The following is a 17,877-nucleotide window of genomic DNA, read 5'->3' as shown; positions in this document are numbered from 1 at the left end:
TCAATTCCTAGTAATTTTTTATCCATCATTATTCACCTTCCCGACTTTCTTCAATGTGATGCTCTCTTTTTAAGATGCGCCAGCCATTTAGATAAGTATCTCGATCTATTAAGCGACCTTCATATAAATTTTTCAATTCAATTTGCATCAATTCAATGTCATAAATTCGCTTTCCTACATATACATAGATACCAAATTGCTTAAGCAACTGCTGCACATCATATAGGCTTTCCACTCAAACCACATCCTCAAACATTATACAGGTAATTGTACTATTTTTACAGAGTAAATTGGCACGTTTTCAAAAAGCTGATACTTTGACTAACTAAAAGAAAAAATTAGGACTTCCAGTTCGCTAGCTCTTATGTACTTTTCCTTTTACAAGCACTAACAAAAAATCGGGAAGAATCCCCGATTTTTTGTTAGGTTTCATGTTTTATACAGCCGATAGCACACTTTGCAATTCTTTACTTTTAGACGATTGGCATGCCAACTTTTCGAAAAGCAATCAATACCGCTACTACGACGAAGAAAACAAAGAACAGACCACTAGTCACTCGACCTCGAACGGAAAAGCGATCTTGTCCACGAGGCACACCTAAGAGCATTCCGGATAACGCACCACCTAAAAGCCCCCCTAAATGCCCCCAAAGGTCGATAGACGAATCGAATAGGCCAAAAACTAAATTCATCAAAATAAACAAGCCAAATTGTCTAGTCAACCCTTGTATAGCTGGATTATCTTTGTAATGATGGCCCACAACTAAAAAGGCGCCAAACAAACCAAATATCGCTGTACTAGCACCACCAGATAGCACACCTGAACCATTAAACGCAAAGCTGCCCATGTTTCCCATGAGACCACTCAATAAATATACGAGAGCAAAGCGCCAATGACCAAATATCGCTTCGCATTGCTGTCCCATATAATATAAAACAACTGAATTCAGGACAAAATGCATCAAGCCAAAATGAATAATCATAGGGGTTAAAAAACGCCAGTATTCGTGTCCCAAAATTACAGAAGGAATAAACATACCAAGCCTTTCATTAATTCGTAAACTAGGCAATAAATATTCCAACAAGAAAAACACGGTATTAATTCCTAAAAAAGTATAGGTTACATAAGGTTGATTTCTTTTCATTCTTCCTCCGTTTCTCCGATAAACAACTGCTGCACAGGTAAATCAAATGGCTCGGGTTGCCACGTCTCTAATACTTGTTCACTAAACACAAAACTTGCAGTTTTTCCGGAATAGCTACTTAAAAAGCGATCATAGAAGCCACCACCAAAACCAATACGATAGCCATCTCTTCTAAAAATTAATCCTGGAACAATTAATAAATCTAACTCCGAAGACTCAGCTACTGCTTCACTAATAGGTTCTTCTACTCCGAATTTTGATGGAACAAATGAGGTATGCTCATCAATCCAATAAAACACTAATTGTCTCTTTGGTAAGGATTTAGGAACAGCTACTTTTTTCCCTTCAGCTAACGCTCGCTGAATCAACAGCGCAGTCGGAAACTCAAAATTCGTGGCTATTGTTACCCCGACAGTTGTTGCTTCTTGCCAAAGGATACTTTTAAAAAATTTGTCGTAAATTGAGGCAACTTGCTCTAAGCGACTTTCATCGACAGCGATTTTCTCTAACTTCTGAATCATCAGTTGGCGCATTTTTTGTTTATCCATCTATCCGCCTCCTATTCAACGATACTACCAAAAAAAGGCATAAATAAAAAGGGGGTTCGTCCCCCTTTAACAATTCTAAACCAATATTTTCAACAATTGAGTGTTTTGCTGCTCTCTACTTTAGAAGGATCACAAATTCTTATTGTTTGTTTTTAAGTAGTTGGAATATGAAATAAGGGGCACCAATGACTGATACAATGATCCCAGCAGCTATTTCACCACTATCCAATATCAATCTTCCAACGATATCACTGTAGAGTAACAATAGACTACCAATTACAGCTGTCATTAATATACTGTAATTATTTCTTTTTCCGACTAAATTACTAGCAATGTGAGGAGCAATTAAACCGATAAAGCTAATACTACCCGCAACAGAAACGCTCACCGCAGCTAAGCACAGAGCAATAATTAAAAACATGAGCTGAGAAGCTTTCAAACGTACACCTAATCCAATAGCAATCTCATCACCTAATCCCAACACTTTTAACGTTCTTCCCTGTAGTAAAATTAACGGAAATAAAATGATGATCCAAGGCACTAATATGAATACGTGATGCCATGTTGTTCCCCAAATGGTACCTGCCAACCAGCTAGTGACAAACGTATAGCTTTCTTCAGATGCTCGAATCGTTCCTACTAATGTCAAAGCAGATATGCCTGCATTTACAGCAACACCTGAAAGCAACAGTCGATTAGGTACAATCTTCTCTGCTTGTCGTCCGCAAAAATAAACCAAGAATGCAGCCATAAAACTACCCAGACAAGCAACTAATGGCAGCATCCAGCTGGCACGATTATTGGCAAAAAAACCAAGATAGACCAAAACAGTTAGGCCCGCGCCAGCATTAATTCCTAAAATCCCCGGATCAGCAAGATCATTATGGGTTATTGTCTGAAAAAGATAGCCAGATAAAGCTAGCCCCGTTCCAGCAAGAATCGAAACCAATAAGCGTGGCAAACGAAAATCGACTACAATCAATTGCTGTACAGAAGTAGCGTTTCCACTGAAAACATCAAATAAATCCCTTAAGGTTAATGGCAAAGTTCCCAATGTCATGCTTAATAAACAACCCATAATAAATAAACCAGCTAAAATGATCCAACTAAGCTTTTTTCTCATGATACGCTCCCCCTCCGTATTTGCAGAAGCAGCATAGGCACACCGATAATAGTAACTAATACCCCTACTGGAGTTTCTAGAGGAGGTGCGATTAATCGGGAAGCAATATCAGCAACTACAAAAAATAAGGAACCTACCAAAGCCGAAGCCGGCAAAACCATACGATAATCTTGACCAACGAAATAGCGAACCACGTGCGGGACAATTAAACCAATAAAACTAACCGCTCCAACTAAAGAGACCGATGTCCCAGCCAGTAACAATACAAAAGCCATGCTCCACTTTCTGATTGTACTTGGACTTTTTCCCAATGTAATAGCTGTTTCGTCTCCCATGCTAATCAACGTAATTTGCGGTGCCAAAAAGAATGCACCAATCAAGCCTAAAAGAATCAGTGGAAAGCCTAATTGAAGCTGTTGCCACGAGATGTTCGCAGTGCCTCCTACATACCAAAAGGTCATGTCTTGATTCAATTGAAACACTAAACTAATACTCTGACTGATAGCAGCAAAAAAAGCACTTAAAGCTGAACCTAATAAAACAATTCGAATAGGATTTAATCCCAATGAAATTTTTGATGATGCTAAGTAAATAATTGCTAATGCAACAAACGCGCCTAAAAATGAAGCGGCTATTGCTAAAATCGGCGATGGACTAGCAGTTATGGCAAAAACTAAGGCTAATCCGAGACCTGCTCCGGCATTGATTCCCAGTAAGCCCGAATCGGCAATTGGATTATTCGTTATACCTTGCATTAGTCCACCGGCTGTAGCTAGTCCCGCTCCTACCGCTACAGATCCTAGCATACGCGGTAATCGCAAAGTCCTAACAAGCTGCTGACCTTGTTCGGTGGGGTTAAAATTCGTTAATGTCTCTATGATATTCTGCCAAGTAATTGCTACTGCCCCATATTTCAGCGAAGCAATCATAGCTAATACAAGTAAGATCGTCACAATGACGAAAAAAAATTTACGTCTCATCACTTGCCCTCCGCTTTAATAGCTCATAGGACATGATCATCGGTTTTTGCTGATGAACCGAAGAATAAAAAACTGCTTGGATCTCAAACAACTCCGCCATATTTTCAATAGTAAAGACTTCTTGAGGGGCTCCCTGAAAAATCAGCTGCCCTGACTTCATCCCTAAAATATTATCGGAAAAACGGGAAGCATGATTTAAATCATGGATGGTCATTAAGATCGTTTTTCCCTGCTGATTGATATCCTGTAACAGCTCCAAAATTTCCAACTGATGGGCTGGGTCCAAAAAGGTTATTGGCTCATCTAAGATAAGAATATCCGTATTTTGAGCCAAAGCCATAGCAATCCAAACTCTTTGCTGTTGTCCACCGGAAAGGGTCGTTAACGGACGTTCCTTCAAGGAAATTAAATCAGTGACCTCTAGCGCCCATTGAATCCACTCATGGTCGCTTTTCTTCAACCCAGAAAAACCACTTTGGTAAGGAAAACGCCCATAAGTGACAATTTCTTCCACACTTAACCCACTAATTTGATCGCTGGTTTGAGATAGTGAAGCTATTTTTTTAGCTACTTCTTTCGTATCAAGCTGATGAATGTTCTTCCCATCGATTAGCACTTCGCCTTTTTTGGGTAAAAGAATGCGTGCCATTGCTTTTAGTAAAGTCGATTTCCCACTACCATTTGGTCCGATCAAGCTAGTAATTTGTCCGTCTGGTATATCGATGGTTACATCGTTTAAAATTATTTTTTTATCATAGCCAACAGAAAGCTCTGCCGTAGTTAATCTGGTCATAACTTTTCTCCATTCCTTTGATAACCGTTCTCAATTATCTCTTTAATTTCCCTGTACGTCAACTATTCCTATAATAAATTCGTTATTGACAGCGGTTTGAATTTCAGTGATAATGGCTATTGAGAAAGATTCTCAATTAAAATTAAAGGAGCTTATCATGTTTAAACATAAAAAAAGGATTTTAGCTGCAACAGCTTTGGTGGCTTTATTAGGATTGACCGCCTGTAACCAATCTAGTAATACCACTGATTCGAGTTCTGCAACTGAAACACGACAGCTTACTGATGCTCAAGACCATACCGTGGAGATTCCAAATAAGCCAACTCGAGTCATCGCTTCTTATCTAGAAGACTACTTAGTTGCATTAGATGAAAAACCGGTCGCTCAGTGGACTGTGGGTAAAGGTAGTATTCAGGATTACTTGCAAGATGAGTTAAAAGATGTTCCCACAATTAATTATGATTTGCCTTATGAAGAAGTTTTGCAACACGAACCTGATCTTTTATTGATTGGTTCTAGTGCAACTGTTGAAGGTGGAAAATACGAAGAATATGCTAAGATTGCCCCAACCTACGTGGTCAAAAACGGCGATGGCGTAACTTGGGAAGACCAACTTAGCGAAATTGGTAAGGTATTTAACAAAGAAGAGCAAGCAAAGCAAGTCGAAGAAGATTATAAAACCTTAATCACTCAAACGAAAGAAGAATTAAGTGATAAAATCGAGGGAAAATCCGCTGCTGTTCTTTGGGTGACTAATAATTCTGCCTTTATGGTAGCTGAAGATCGTTCAAGCGGAAGATTGCTTTATGGCGACCTTGGATTTGAAGTTCCAGAATTAACCAAAGAAGTCAGTGAACAAGCTACTTCAGACTGGTCTGCAGTTTCATTAGAAAGCTTGTCACAATTAGATGCTGATTACCTTTTCTTAGTGAATAGTGATCAAGGTGCCGCTATGTTTGAAGATCCATTGTGGCAAAATATTCCCGCTGTGAAAAATAATCAGTTGCATGAATTCGGTCCTGAGACAAGCTGGTTGTATAACGGCCCGATTGCTTACACTAAAATGGTAGAAAATATTAAGGATGTCTTGAACTAAGCAGCAACTCTTTAATGCCGAGCTTACTTTCTAAAAAATCCGAACTATAACTGGTAAATACTCGTGTAATGGTGAATCCGCATTGGTTTACACAAGTAATACCATTATAGTTCGTTTTTTTATTTATATTTTTTTCGTCGGCTTCGACTTCTTGTTTCTGTATTTATCGCAGCTTCTGGTCGAGCCAATAATTTTAACCGATAAGGCTCATGGTAACGAATACCACTTTTTACAAAATCACCACCTACAATAAATAGCCCCAAAGGATGCAATTCCTCTGTCTGGTTAATTTTACCAATTTGTTCAAGATTATGATAGCTTGTACCAATTTGCAGTGAATAAGTTCCTGCATTTTCTTGTTTCAAGTAATAATAAGGATATAAAGTGTTTTCACTAATAAGGAAGCCTTCCTCTTTCTCCATATCTCTTACAGATAATTCCTTGCTATTAATCATTGCTTGAATATTTTCAGCTAACTTTAATTGATAGTCTTCCATGAAATCAACTTTAATCTCTTTAGCATCAGTAGTCTGAATTGATTTGGCTTGTTTCATATCCCCTTGAATATTGAATGCATCATCTGGAAGGTATTTAACAAATAGTTGCGTGACATCTAGCTTCGTATTTTTATCTAGAAAATAGTAGAAAACATTCAACACTAAAAAATAGACTAAAATGATAAATACTACGCTGTATAAGAAAAGCTGAACATAATTGTGGTTTAACCACAAACCGTAAACAATCCGTAAAATATAGACCGTCGGAAAAATACTCAAGATTGTATACCCGCGATTTAGGTATTTAGGACTAATATCTAAATAGCCCAAAAATTTATTTAATCCATTGATAATATCTAATAAAAAGGTCATGGTACTTCCCTCGTTTCTGGTGCATTTGCTGGTTGCTGAGCAGGAGCGTTTTGTTGTTGCGAAGTCTCAGTTTCCGCAGACTCACTAGAGGATGGCACTGTCTGATTCTCAAGAGAACTATCGGCCACTGAACTTTCAGGTGACATTTGCTGCTCATTGTCTTCGATCGACTGAGGCTCACTTGCTGGTGGAACCGTTTCAGACGAACTGGTATCTGGTACTGCCATACTTTCACTAGATGTTGTAGAGGTCATTGGTGTTTCACTGACAGTAGGTTCAGTAGTACTTGAAGTATCTGTACTCGGTTGACGATAACTCGCACCGTTAGCCACTCCTGTAGCTGTAGCTACTAAGATCGATATCGTCATTAGAGCGATTGGTTTTAAAATGGGTGGTACTTTCCGCAAAAAAATCACTCCTCCTTATATTTAGGTCCTTTTAGCTGTTCTTGGCCATACTGCCAAATCGCTACTTGGGCTCTCTCTTGTTTTAACACTTGAAGTTTAGATTTTCCTTATGAAACTATGAATATTTTTCAATTATTTCTTTCGTTTGTAAAGAAAAATGTTTGGAATACGTTTTCAACAAGGACCTAATCCATCAAATGAGCGCATCGTGAGAATTATTAGAAAAAAATTATTTTTCATTGCTGGATTTAAGCCGTATTTTATATAGTTTGAAAAAAACTCAGAATATAAATGAAAAAGCTTTAACCTTTTCTTCGAAGTAATAGAAAACGTTTTATACTTATCTTATTGAAAGCGTTACTTTTGTTCGACCGAAGTACAGTTTTCAAATAAAATGATTGGAGAGAAATGATGGACGAGAAAAAGATACGTTGGTTCACAGTATCAATGATAGCCTTTAGTATGGTTTGGGGCTTTGGGAATGTTGTCAACAACTACGCACAACAAGGAATATCGGTTGTTACCTCATGGATTCTTATTATGGCTTTATATTTTATTCCTTATGCACTCATTGTTGGACAGTTGGGGTCTACTTTTAAAAGTAATTCTGGTGGTGTCAGTTCGTGGATTCAAGAAACAACTAATAATCGCCGCCTAGCTTATTACGCTGCTTGGACTTATTGGGTCGTTCATATCACTTATTTAGCACAAAAACCACAATCAGTCTTGATTGCTTTAGGTTGGGTTTTTAAGCGCAATGGGGATGTCGCAACCAGTATGAGTGTGCAAACTGTAGCAATTATTTCACTGCTCATCTTTCTATTGTTCCTGTTTTTATCAACAAAAGGGTTAACTACCTTAAAAGTAATTGGAAGTGTTGCCGGATCAGGTATGCTAGTGATGTCGATTCTATTTATTATTTTGGCAGTAGCGATTCCTTTCATGGATTCTTCCTTCACAGCAGCTACACCGCAAATGAATCAGCTTAGCACTTATGTTCCAGATTTTAATTTAGGCTACTTTGCGACAATTTCGATGTTAGTTTTTGCAGTTGGGGGAGCAGAAAAGATCTCTCCTTATGTAAATTCAATTGATCGTCCGACTAAAAACTTTCCAAAAGCGATGATTTTCATGGCTGTGATGGTTGGCTTGAGTGCTGTTTTAGGCTCTGTAGCGATGGGGTTGTTGTTTAACAGTAACCGCATTCCAGAGGATTTGATGGCCAATGGTGCCTATAGCGCTTTTCAAATTTTAGGCAATCATTTTGGTGTAGGTAACTTTTTCATGATCGTCTACGGCTTTGCTCAAGCGGCAGTTCAAGCCTCAGCCTTGGCTTTTTCAATTGATGCGCCATTGAAAATTTTACTTTCAGAAGCGGATCCAGAGTTTGTTCCTAGCTGGTTACGAAAACGTACTGCCAAAGGAACCTTAATCAACGGGTATTTATTAACTGGTGTTTTAGTTAGTGTTATCATTATTCTACCAATTTTTGGAATTAAGAATATGAGTGAATTAGTTAAGTGGTTGACCAATTTAAACTCGGTAGTTATGCCAATGAGATACGTCTGGGTATTTTTTGCTTATATGATGCTAAATCGTCAATATAAGAAGTTCCATTCTGAATACAAATTTGTTAAGAATCCGAAGTTAGGATTTATTATCGGTTTATGGTGTTTTGCCTTTACAGCTTTTGCTTGTATCCTAGGAATGATTCCAAAAGCAGACTATGCAGACGATCCTTCTTCTTGGATTTTCCAGCTAGTTTCTAATATTTTGACCCCGTTTGTGTTGATTTTGTTAGGAATGATTTTGCCAATGTGGGCGAAAAGAGAACGAAAAAAAGCTATTTAACGAAATACAATCCTAGAATCTCAAACAGAGTGATTCTAGGATTTTTTTAATAAAAAACCGAAGCCCTTCATAATGGTGCGCACCCCGTCAATAGGACAGTGAAATATTTTAAGATTTTTGTGGACTACTCATCTTAAATAGATGGGTAGTTTTTTATGTGATTCGATAATTTAAGCAGCTTTGTAGTAATGTTCGTGAAATTCCATCGGTGTCATGACCTTTAGTTTTCGTTGGTAACGCCCAGTGTTGTAATACTCCATATAGCTAGTGATCATAGTGACGAGTTCCTCACGACTGTTGAATTTTCGCCCATAATAGTTCTCTCGTTTAAGCATACCCCAGAACCCTTCCATTGACCCATTGTCGGTACATTTACCCACGCGAGACATACTCATTATCATATCTGCTTTTACGACTCGGTTGAAAAAGCCAACGTGTGTGTACTGAAATCCTTGGTCACTATGAAATAGCGGATGAGCCTTTGGCTCCAATTCAACCGCTTGATCAAATGTATCAAAAACCAAGTTTAAATCATTGGTATCGCTCAGTACATACGTGACGATACGACGATCGTAGAGATCGAGGATCGCACTCAAATAGAGTTTATGCACAATGGGACCCACAAAATATTTGAATTCAGAAACATCCGTCACCCATTTCTGATTGGGTGCTTCTGCGTTAAACTTGTTATTCAACACATTCTTCGCTTTATAGTAAGGCGCAGAGGCACGCCGTGTGATACAATTCGCTGGATGCTTGATCGTGGATTGAATTTGTTCATGACGACAAAGACGCAAGACTCGTTTGTCATTGACATTCATGTGATAGGTACGCTTCAATTCGTCTTTTATGCGACGGTAGCCCATGTCTGGATGCTTTTCGTGAATGGTACGAATCGTTTTGGTGACTTGACGATTCGCTTGTTCCCGAATGCTTTCAGGTTGTTTTAGCCAGCGATAATAGGCGGAGCGTGTCACGTTTAAGAACGTGCACATGGGCTGAATAGGATAACTTTTTTCTTCATGTAAGAATTTAATCGTTTGATAGGCAACCACTTTTCTGAATTGCCCTAACGATTCCTCCTTTCTAATTCCTTCAATTTTTTTAAGATAGCGTTCTCCATTTTCAGCTGTTCATTTTCGCTTCGTAGTCTGGCCATTTCAATTGCCATTTCTTCTTCAGGTGTTCGACTGACTTGTTTCGCTTTCCGTCGCCCACGGCGATCTTCAAGGCCTTCGAAGCCTAACTCTTCATACTTTTTCACCCAATTGTAAACATTTTGATAAGAGACCTGGTACTTAATTGCCATAGCGCCATAGTCTTTATCATGAGCTAGACAGTCCAGCACAATCTTTTGGCGTTCTTCCTGGCTGGTTTCACGGGATTGACTCATTCTACTTCCACCACTTTCTGATTTGAAGTCCTTGTGAGTATTATATACCTTGATCCAATCTCGTAGTTGTTTCTCATCCCTTAATCCATACTTTTTAGCGATATCCATTAGACACCCCAAACCGGCAAGATAGTCGTGAACAGCTGCCAGCTTCAATTCCTTGGGATAGTTTGTATTCTTCCTTGTAGCTAGCAAACCAGAAGGTCCCTCGTTTTCATATAAGGTACACCACCGTTTAATCGTGTTCCATGAGACCTGTGCTTCCTTCGCAGCACCCTTTATACTTATTTCATGACTGAGACAACTCTCGACAATCTTTATACGTTCTTCTGGACTGAGCTTCATGCTTCTTTTTCCCATGACAAATACCCCTATCTAGGATTTATTTATTTCTTTGTCCTAGATAGGGGTAGCATAGCATAAGAAGAACTTCGGCCATTTTACTATTATTTTACTTCACGGTGCAAAGTAACTTTGCGTTCGCGTGGGCAGTATTTTTTCTTTTCCAAACGATCAGGGTTGTTACGTTTGTTTTTATTCGTTAGGTAATTACGTTCTTTACAAGAAGTACACTGTAGAGTAATGTTTACGCGCATGTCTTTCCCTCCCATACATAGCAATCTTCTAAGATGACTCTCAGACTTGAATATCATACCATGTTTCAATGGGTTTGACTAGTATTTTTACCAATTTTGTTAAGTAGTTCTACTTGACGTTAAATTAATAGCGCTTCGATATCTTCAGCAATTTCTTCTGGCTTCGTCTGCGGTGCGTAGCGCTTTACAACTTCGCCTTGACGATTAATTAAAAATTTAGTGAAATTCCATTTGATGTCTTTGTTAAGTAAACCACCTTGCGCAGTTTTTAAGTACGTATATAAAGGCGCTTCATTTTCACCATTCACATCAATTTTACCAAATGTTTTAAAAGTGGTTTGATAATTCAATTGACAGAAAGTCGCTACTTCTTCGTTACTACCAGGTGCTTGATTGCCAAATTGGTTGCAAGGAAAATCCAGTATTTCAAACCCCTTTTCTTGATACGCATCGTATAATTTTTGTAATCCTTCATACTGTGGCGTGAACCCACAGCCAGTAGCAGTGTTCACGATTAATAAAACCTTATTTTTGTAATCAGCCATCAATTTGCTTGTACCATCTGTCTCATTAATTGTAAAATCATAAATCCCCATATTTATTCCTCCCTATCTTATTGAATCTTCTTAGAGTATACCTGTTGCTCTTCACTATTACCTACTATTTTGTTTTAATACCAAGTATAATTTTTAATATTTTTGCCTAAATTAACTAGGGAATTTTACGAAATCCGGTACCCGAATTGTGCTTCTAATGAGTACCCTTGTTACAGATATCTTGTGTTTCTATACATATAAAAATAAGCTGTGACATAAAACGTCACAGCTACTGAAAACCGTATAATCGGTGTAATAAAGCAGCTTTTTCTCGGAGCTGAACACTTCTTATACGAAAATAAAACCTGCAAAAAAGCAAAAAAAGGCTCTCCTTCTCTGTTTGAGGCGAACGCTCACTTTGGTTTAGACCACTTGTAACTCGTACACTGTCTTCTTATTCAAATAGTTTTCTCCAAGTTCACGATAATGACACTTCTCTTTAATGACTTTATAAATCAGCCGAATCATTAGGTGCACCACGGCAATAATGGCTTTCTTCTTTCCGCTATTTTTCTGTATCCTCAGGAAAAAGGATTTCATTCGATTTCGTTTTCCTTTCGATATTCCCAGTGCCCCCTGGGATAGTACTCTTTTCAAATAGCGGTTTCCTTTCGGAACTTTTCCACCCTTATTTTTTCCTGCACTTTCATGATTTCCTGGACAGACACCCGCCCAAGAAGCAAGATTCTTGGAAGAAGGAAAAGTCTCCATATCGATGCCACATTCTGCAATGATGACTGCAGCCGTTGTCTGATCAATGCCTGGAATCTCATCTAATCGATCTGCGATCTCCTGAAAAGGGATCATATACGTATGAATGGTCTCTTCGACACGAGCAATTTGTGCTTCGATATGCTCAATTTGGGTTAGATGCAGGTCCAGCATAAATCGAGAATGAGGCGACATAAATCCATCCATTGCTTCTTTCAACTCGGGTACTTTTCCACGTAAGGTCGTCTTTACAACAGCTAAAATATTCTCTGTCGTTAAGGCGGTCTGGTTAATCAGTAAGCGGAGTAGACCTCGTCCAGATTCTCCATAGATATCTTTCATTACACTCGCTAGTTTAATTCCCGATTTTTGTAGAACCATGTGGCCTCGATTTTTTTCTCGATTCAAGTCCGAAATCAATCGTTTCCGATAACGGGTGACATCTCGCAGTTCTTGAATCGCATCGGGTGGAACGAAACTATGGGGTACAACCCCCAACCGAGTAAGACGGGCAAGCCATTCGGCATCCTTCATATCCGTCTTTTTCCCAGGAATTGTTTTAACACGTTGTGGATTTGCCAAGCGCAACTCAAAATTGTTTTGGAGAATCCGCCACACACAGTGCCAATAAACGCCAGTACTTTCCATACTGACAAGAGTGACACCGAAAGAATCTAACCAGTCGGAAAGGATCAGCAGTTCTTTGGTCGTCGTTCCAAACGCTTTTAGATGTTTTTTTGGGCGTTTTTTTCCATCAACGGTTTGGAGAACACAAGCAACGATTTCTTTTGAATGAATATCTAAACCAGCACAACAATCTAAAACAACATCATTCATTCCAGTGAACCTCCTTGAAAATAATCACAAAAGAGGGTACTCTATTCATAGAAACGTTCTATTTTTATACACGGGTTGAATGCCAATGATTTGTGCAAACATGAATAGAATGGGTTCAGTTTGTCACACAAGGTCTTGGAGAAAAACCTCAGAGAAGTGGCGACCTCTTTCCTCTCTTGTCATTTTTATTATGACAGGAAGTAGGAATGAGGTCGACAATTTTTTTCATTTAGTTTTGTGGCGCTTGCGCCATGGAGGTATGTCACAACTTCCTAATTTGCCCCATACATTTCCGCATAAGCATCGATAATATCTTTGGCAATTGCTTTATTTGTATCATCATGGTCTACAGATAGGTTCGGCAAAACAATACTGATTGCAATTTCAGGAGCATCTGATGGTGCATAAGCAACTAAATTACTGTTAATTGTTTGAACCACCTGGCCATTTACGGTCACGGATGTTTCTGCCGTCCCGGTCTTAGCGGAAGTATCCAACGCTGCACTTTGCAAATCACGGGCTGTAGTGTAGCCATCATTCCCATGAACAGCTTGATAAAAACCTTGCTTGATAATCGACATCTGCTCAGGAGTAATATTGACCTTTCCTAATTCTTCCCCGCTGATTTCTTTTTGTAAGTCTCCTAAACCGCCACTTTCATCATTACCATATATTCCTTTAACAACATGAGGAGCAATCCTTGTACCGCCATTAGCTACTGTAGCAGCATATTGTGCTAATTGCATGGCAGTATACGTATCATACTGACCAAATGATAAGTCTAGTAGACTACCCCCAGCGGGACCATTAGGTTCACCAAATTGGGTATTAACTAACCCCGCCGACTCACCCGGCAAGTCGATTCCAGTCCGTACGCCCATTCCATATTCTGCTAGTGCAGTACGAAGTTTATTGTACATTTCTTCGGAACTAGCGTTTTCTGGCAAAGTCATATTGTAGCTGTAATCCACACCCAGCATTCTCAATACAATTTTCATCATATAAGCATTGGAAGATATTTCTAATGCTTTTACCGTGTTCATTGGAATTTGATTGCCAATTACTTTATTATAAATGGACCCTTTGAGAGCTGTCCCTGCAAGCTTGATTGGCTCATCTATTAGGACATCGTTACCAGTGATGGCACCAGTCTCATATCCGGCAGTGATGGTTCCAGCTTTGACCACCGAACCAGGTTCAAAGTTATTCAAAATCGTACCTAACGCAAATTCTTGAATTTGACGGCTGCCAACTTCGTGAGTAAATCCAGACATTGCCATCACTTGACCATTGTTAGGATCTAGTGCAACAGCATAAACCCCAGGTGAATATTGAGCCTGACCATTGTCCACCAATGTTTGATAATGTCGGGCAACAATTTCTTCCACACGTTTTTGAAAATTAGTATCAATTGTTAACATCAGGTTCGAACCTTTTTCGCCTTTGCTGATTTCCTTTTGACCAGTGACATTACCTTCTTGGCTAAGAGAAACTTCATATTCACTCTTTTTCCCTTGCAGCACATCTTCGTACTGCTTCTCTAAATAACTTGTACCTACACGGTCATTGCGGGCATACCCTTTTTTCAAGTATTCCTTTAATTCTTCTGCGGGTACAGATGAGACAGTTCCCAAAATACTACGCAAAGAATCATCTAAATCATCGTTATAGCTACGTTGCCAATCCATGCCAGTCGATACCCCTGGAAGTTCGGCAGCACGTTCAGCAACAACCGCCAGTTCTTGATTTGTGACTCCTTCATTCTTAATGAATACGGTACTTAATGCAGAAGCACTGTTCATCCGTTTGAAGATAGTCGCAGCCTTTAATTGGTTTTCATCAAATTGGATTTCTTCCTCCGTTACTTTATCCACTAATTTCTGGTATTCATCAGAAGTATCAAGATTTTTTTCCTTGAAAGAAAGTCGATCTTCAGCTGCTTGTAAGTGGTCCGGATCAGCCAACCAATAATCTTTCTTATCACGCTCAGTCAAGCTATCATCTGCAGGCACATCAATTAATGTATTTAGTGTATTAGCCAGCTCGAGAATATCTTTGCCTTCCATCGTATTGCCTCGCGTAAAAGTTATCGCCTGATTGGCTTGATTATTAACGAGGACAACACCATTTGAATCATAAATCAATCCACGTGGTGTACTTCCGGTAACTTTGATTGTTGTTGAGGCTTTTAGCTGCTCTTTCATCTGATCCCCATTAACAATCTGTAAGTATCCAAGCCGTCCGACTAATAAAACGAATAAGAAAAAAATAACAAAGAATAGAAAATTCAGACGAAACGGTACATGGCTTTTATTATGATTTCGACTTGCTTCATCAGCGGCCTTCAGCTTTTCGAATCCTCTTTTAAATGGATTTTTTTGTTTCATGATAAATTCCTTTCGTTTATCTGCCTTTCTATTGTAGCTGAAATAGTTTTTTTAAAAAAGAAGAAATCATTAAATTATTCTTAGTTTAAGCTTTTTTTAGGAGTCACTTGTTCTGTTTCACAGCAAGATTGGGCTTCGAAAAACAAATGGGCAAAACGGCTTAGCATAAGCCAAAAACAATAAATCTAATCTTCGTATCTGTGAAACATATTTCTTTTTCGTAAATTGTGGAAAACTTCTTATTGATCTATTCTACGTACAAAGAGGTTCACAACAGGGATACTGAACCTAAAAGTTATCCACAACTAGCTATCTAATTATTTTAGCAAATCAAAAATTCTCTTAAGCAAAACGAGGACCCGTTCAGCTTAAGAGAATCTATCCTGTTAGTAATAATTAGCGATTGCGACTAAAGTTTTTAATTTCATCTTTGATTGCATCAACAAAGATATTTAATTCTTGTACTTCTTGTTCTTCACTACCGTAGCGGCGAACATTGACACTAGCACTTTCTGTTTCTTTGTCTCCGACAACTAAGATGTAAGGGATTTTTTGTGTTTGTGCTTGACGAATCTTGTATCCCATTTTTTCATTTCGTTCGTCAACTTCAACACGTACACCTTCAACTTTCAGGCGGTTCTTCACTTCGTAAGCATAATCACCATGGTGTTCCACAGAAACTGGAATAATGACTACTTGCTCTGGTGCCAACCAAGTTGGGAATGCCCCTTTATATTGCTCGATTAAGTAAGCAGTAAAGCGTTCCATAGTTGATACCACGCTACGGTGAACGACCACTGGACGATGCTCTTTACCATCTTCACCAATGTAAGTTAAATCGAAACGTTCAGGTAATAAGAAGTCAAATTGAATAGTTGAAAGTGTTTCTTCAGTTCCTAAAGCAGTTTGTACTTGGACATCTAATTTGGGACCATAGAAGGCTGCTTCTCCATCAGCTTCAAAATAGTCAAAGCCCGATTCATCCATTACTTCTTTTAACAAGCCTTGAGAAGTTTCCCACATTTGGTCATCGTCAAAATATTTTTCTGTATTGTTCGGATCACGATAGCTTAAACGGAAACGATAGTCTTCAAAGCCAAAGTCCTTATACACTTCTAAAATTAAATCAAGGGTACGACGGAATTCTTCTTTGATTTGGTCAGGACGAACAAAGATATGCGCGTCATTCATTGTCATTTCACGAACACGTTGTAAACCGGATAAAGCACCTGATTTTTCATAACGGTGATCCATTCCAAGTTCAGCAAGGCGGATTGGCAATTCGCGATAAGAATGAATACGGTCTTTGTAAACCATCATATGATGCGGGCAGTTCATTGGACGGAGAACTAAATCATCGCCATCGCCCATATCCATAATTGGGAACATGTCTTCTTGGTAGTGATCCCAGTGACCAGAAGTTTTGTAAAGACCAGTATTCGCTAACACTGGTGTATATACGTGTTCATAGCCCATTGATAATTCCTTATCAACAATATAGCGTTCAATTTCGCGACGAATTGTTGCCCCTTTTGGTAACCAGAATGGCAAGCCTGAACCAACCTCTGGCGAAATCATGAATAGATCTAATTCTCGACCTAACTTACGATGATCACGCTCTTTAGCTTCTTCACGAATACGTAAGAACTCATCTAAATCAGCTTGATTAAAGAAAGCTGTCCCATACACACGTTGCATCATTTTGTTATCAGAATTTCCGCGCCAGTATGCACCAGCTACTGACAACAATTTGAATACTTTGATTTTACCAGTTGACGGTACATGAGGTCCCCGACATAAATCTGTAAATTCACCTTGAGTGTAGGCAGTAATTACTTCATCTTCTGGTAAATCTTGAATCAATTCCACCTTATATGGATCATAGCTAAAGAAATCCAGCGCTTCTTGTCGGCTCATCACTTTACGTACAATTGGCAAGTTTTCCTTCACGATTTTTTTCATTTCTTTTTCGATTTTTGGAAAATCTTCTTCTGATACTTGACCTTCATCATTGTCAGTATCATAGTAAAAGCCTGAATCAATTGCTGGACCTACACCAAAATGAATATTCGGAAACAAACGACGCATTGCTTGCGCCATTAAATGAGCGGTTGAGTGACGCATTAATTGCAACGCTTCTTCATCTTTATCGGTAACAATCTTTAGCTCAGCATCTTGTTCAATTGGACGGGTCAAATCTTCAAGCGCCCCGTTAACAACCACTGCCAATGCTTTTTTTGCTAATGATTTTGAAATACTTTCTGCAATCTCTAATCCAGTTACGCCATCGTGAAATTCCTTCACAGAGCCATCTGGAAATGAAATATTTACTGCCATGTATAGTTCCTCCTCATAATTTAGAAAATAAAAAAATCCTAGTACCGTAATTGGTACTAGGACGAATAAACGTGGTTCCACCTAATCTTTGAGCAACTAGTTGCTCCTTACATGCGATAACGGCGCTTTAGACCGCCCCTGCATTTAACAGAGGTCTTCTTGAAAGTGGTCATCCCTTGTGCTTGCTTGGAAAAGTCGCAGCCTAGCT

17 protein-coding genes are annotated in these 17,877 nt (G+C 38.9%); 2 read left to right on the top strand and 15 right to left on the bottom strand.

From position 1 onward, the window contains the following. Positions 1 to 28: 28 nt before the first annotated feature. The 6 genes from IGI42_RS16520 to IGI42_RS16495 form a co-directional block, all read right to left on the bottom strand. Entirely contained in the window at positions 29 to 235 is a 207-nt protein-coding gene (locus tag IGI42_RS16520) for a YqgQ family protein (protein ID WP_438716977.1), read from the bottom strand. 238 nt (positions 236 to 473) lie between these two features. After that, positions 474 to 1,145 (bottom strand): rhomboid family intramembrane serine protease, encoded by a 672-nt coding sequence (locus IGI42_RS16515; RefSeq protein WP_438716975.1) that lies wholly within the window; start codon positions 1,143 to 1,145, stop codon positions 474 to 476. Continuing rightward, positions 1,142 to 1,693 carry a 5-formyltetrahydrofolate cyclo-ligase gene (locus IGI42_RS16510; RefSeq protein ID WP_438716974.1) on the bottom strand — a complete coding sequence of 184 codons (552 nt, stop codon included), beginning with the start codon at positions 1,691 to 1,693 and terminating at the stop codon, positions 1,142 to 1,144. Before IGI42_RS16510 ends, IGI42_RS16515 begins: the two co-directional genes overlap by 4 nt. A 139-nt stretch (positions 1,694 to 1,832) precedes the next feature. Continuing rightward, the gene (locus IGI42_RS16505) at positions 1,833 to 2,816 is read right to left on the bottom strand and encodes a FecCD family ABC transporter permease (protein ID WP_438716973.1); all 984 of its coding nucleotides are present in this window, start codon (positions 2,814 to 2,816) and stop codon (positions 1,833 to 1,835) included. Then, entirely contained in the window at positions 2,813 to 3,796 is a 984-nt protein-coding gene (locus IGI42_RS16500; RefSeq protein ID WP_438716971.1) for a FecCD family ABC transporter permease, read from the bottom strand. Before IGI42_RS16500 ends, IGI42_RS16505 begins: the two co-directional genes overlap by 4 nt. Next, the gene (locus IGI42_RS16495) at positions 3,786 to 4,589 is read right to left on the bottom strand and encodes an ABC transporter ATP-binding protein (RefSeq protein WP_438716970.1); all 804 of its coding nucleotides are present in this window, start codon (positions 4,587 to 4,589) and stop codon (positions 3,786 to 3,788) included. Before IGI42_RS16495 ends, IGI42_RS16500 begins: the two co-directional genes overlap by 11 nt. Before the next feature lie 157 nt (positions 4,590 to 4,746). Here IGI42_RS16495 and IGI42_RS16490 point away from each other — a divergent pair, with 157 nt between their 5' ends. Beyond that, positions 4,747 to 5,685, top strand: coding sequence for an ABC transporter substrate-binding protein (locus IGI42_RS16490; RefSeq protein ID WP_438716968.1), 939 nt, complete (start codon positions 4,747 to 4,749; stop codon positions 5,683 to 5,685). Positions 5,686 to 5,804: 119 nt separating this feature from the next. Here IGI42_RS16490 and IGI42_RS16485 read toward each other — a convergent pair whose 3' ends face one another. Beyond that, on the bottom strand, positions 5,805 to 6,554 hold the full coding sequence (locus IGI42_RS16485; RefSeq protein ID WP_438716967.1) for a DUF6681 family protein: 750 nt from the start codon (positions 6,552 to 6,554) through the stop codon (positions 5,805 to 5,807). Then, entirely contained in the window at positions 6,551 to 6,961 is a 411-nt protein-coding gene (locus IGI42_RS16480; RefSeq protein WP_438716966.1) for a hypothetical protein, read from the bottom strand. The genes IGI42_RS16485 and IGI42_RS16480 overlap by 4 nt, the downstream gene beginning before the upstream one ends. A gap of 411 nt (positions 6,962 to 7,372) precedes the next feature. On the opposite strand from IGI42_RS16480, the gene IGI42_RS16475 reads away from it, so the two are divergent. After that, positions 7,373 to 8,812 (top strand): APC family permease, encoded by a 1,440-nt coding sequence (locus IGI42_RS16475; protein WP_438716965.1) that lies wholly within the window; start codon positions 7,373 to 7,375, stop codon positions 8,810 to 8,812. 170 nt (positions 8,813 to 8,982) lie between these two features. Here the strand turns inward: IGI42_RS16475 and IGI42_RS16470 are convergent, their stop codons facing one another. From IGI42_RS16470 to thrS, 7 genes are all read right to left on the bottom strand, one after another. Beyond that, positions 8,983 to 9,867 (bottom strand): IS3 family transposase, encoded by an 885-nt coding sequence (locus tag IGI42_RS16470; protein WP_438716963.1) that lies wholly within the window; start codon positions 9,865 to 9,867, stop codon positions 8,983 to 8,985. 14 nt (positions 9,868 to 9,881) lie between these two features. Continuing rightward, positions 9,882 to 10,565, bottom strand: a complete 684-nt coding sequence (locus IGI42_RS16465; RefSeq protein WP_438716961.1) for a transposase — start codon at positions 10,563 to 10,565, stop codon at positions 9,882 to 9,884. A gap of 86 nt (positions 10,566 to 10,651) precedes the next feature. After that, positions 10,652 to 10,816, bottom strand: a complete 165-nt coding sequence (gene rpmG, locus IGI42_RS16460) for a 50S ribosomal protein L33 (RefSeq protein WP_438716959.1) — start codon at positions 10,814 to 10,816, stop codon at positions 10,652 to 10,654. 104 nt (positions 10,817 to 10,920) lie between these two features. Beyond that, the gene (locus tag IGI42_RS16455; protein WP_438716958.1) at positions 10,921 to 11,397 is read right to left on the bottom strand and encodes a glutathione peroxidase; all 477 of its coding nucleotides are present in this window, start codon (positions 11,395 to 11,397) and stop codon (positions 10,921 to 10,923) included. Positions 11,398 to 11,760: 363 nt separating this feature from the next. Next, a complete protein-coding gene (locus IGI42_RS16450; protein ID WP_438716956.1) occupies positions 11,761 to 12,945 on the bottom strand; it encodes an IS110 family transposase in 1,185 nt (394 codons plus the stop codon). Between the two features lie 272 nt (positions 12,946 to 13,217). Further along, positions 13,218 to 15,332 (bottom strand): penicillin-binding transpeptidase domain-containing protein, encoded by a 2,115-nt coding sequence (locus IGI42_RS16445; RefSeq protein WP_438716954.1) that lies wholly within the window; start codon positions 15,330 to 15,332, stop codon positions 13,218 to 13,220. A gap of 396 nt (positions 15,333 to 15,728) precedes the next feature. Continuing rightward, complete coding sequence (gene thrS, locus IGI42_RS16440) at positions 15,729 to 17,669, bottom strand: threonine--tRNA ligase (RefSeq protein WP_438716953.1); 1,941 nt, start codon at positions 17,667 to 17,669, stop codon at positions 15,729 to 15,731. Positions 17,670 to 17,877: the final 208 nt, after the last annotated feature.

It is taken from the genome of Enterococcus sp. AZ109, assembly GCF_051714625.1.
Classification (GTDB): Bacteria; Bacillota; Bacilli; order Lactobacillales; family Enterococcaceae; genus Enterococcus_A.
The sequence above is the reverse complement of the archived record's forward strand: the minus strand, read 5'-3'. Positions and strand labels throughout refer to the sequence as shown.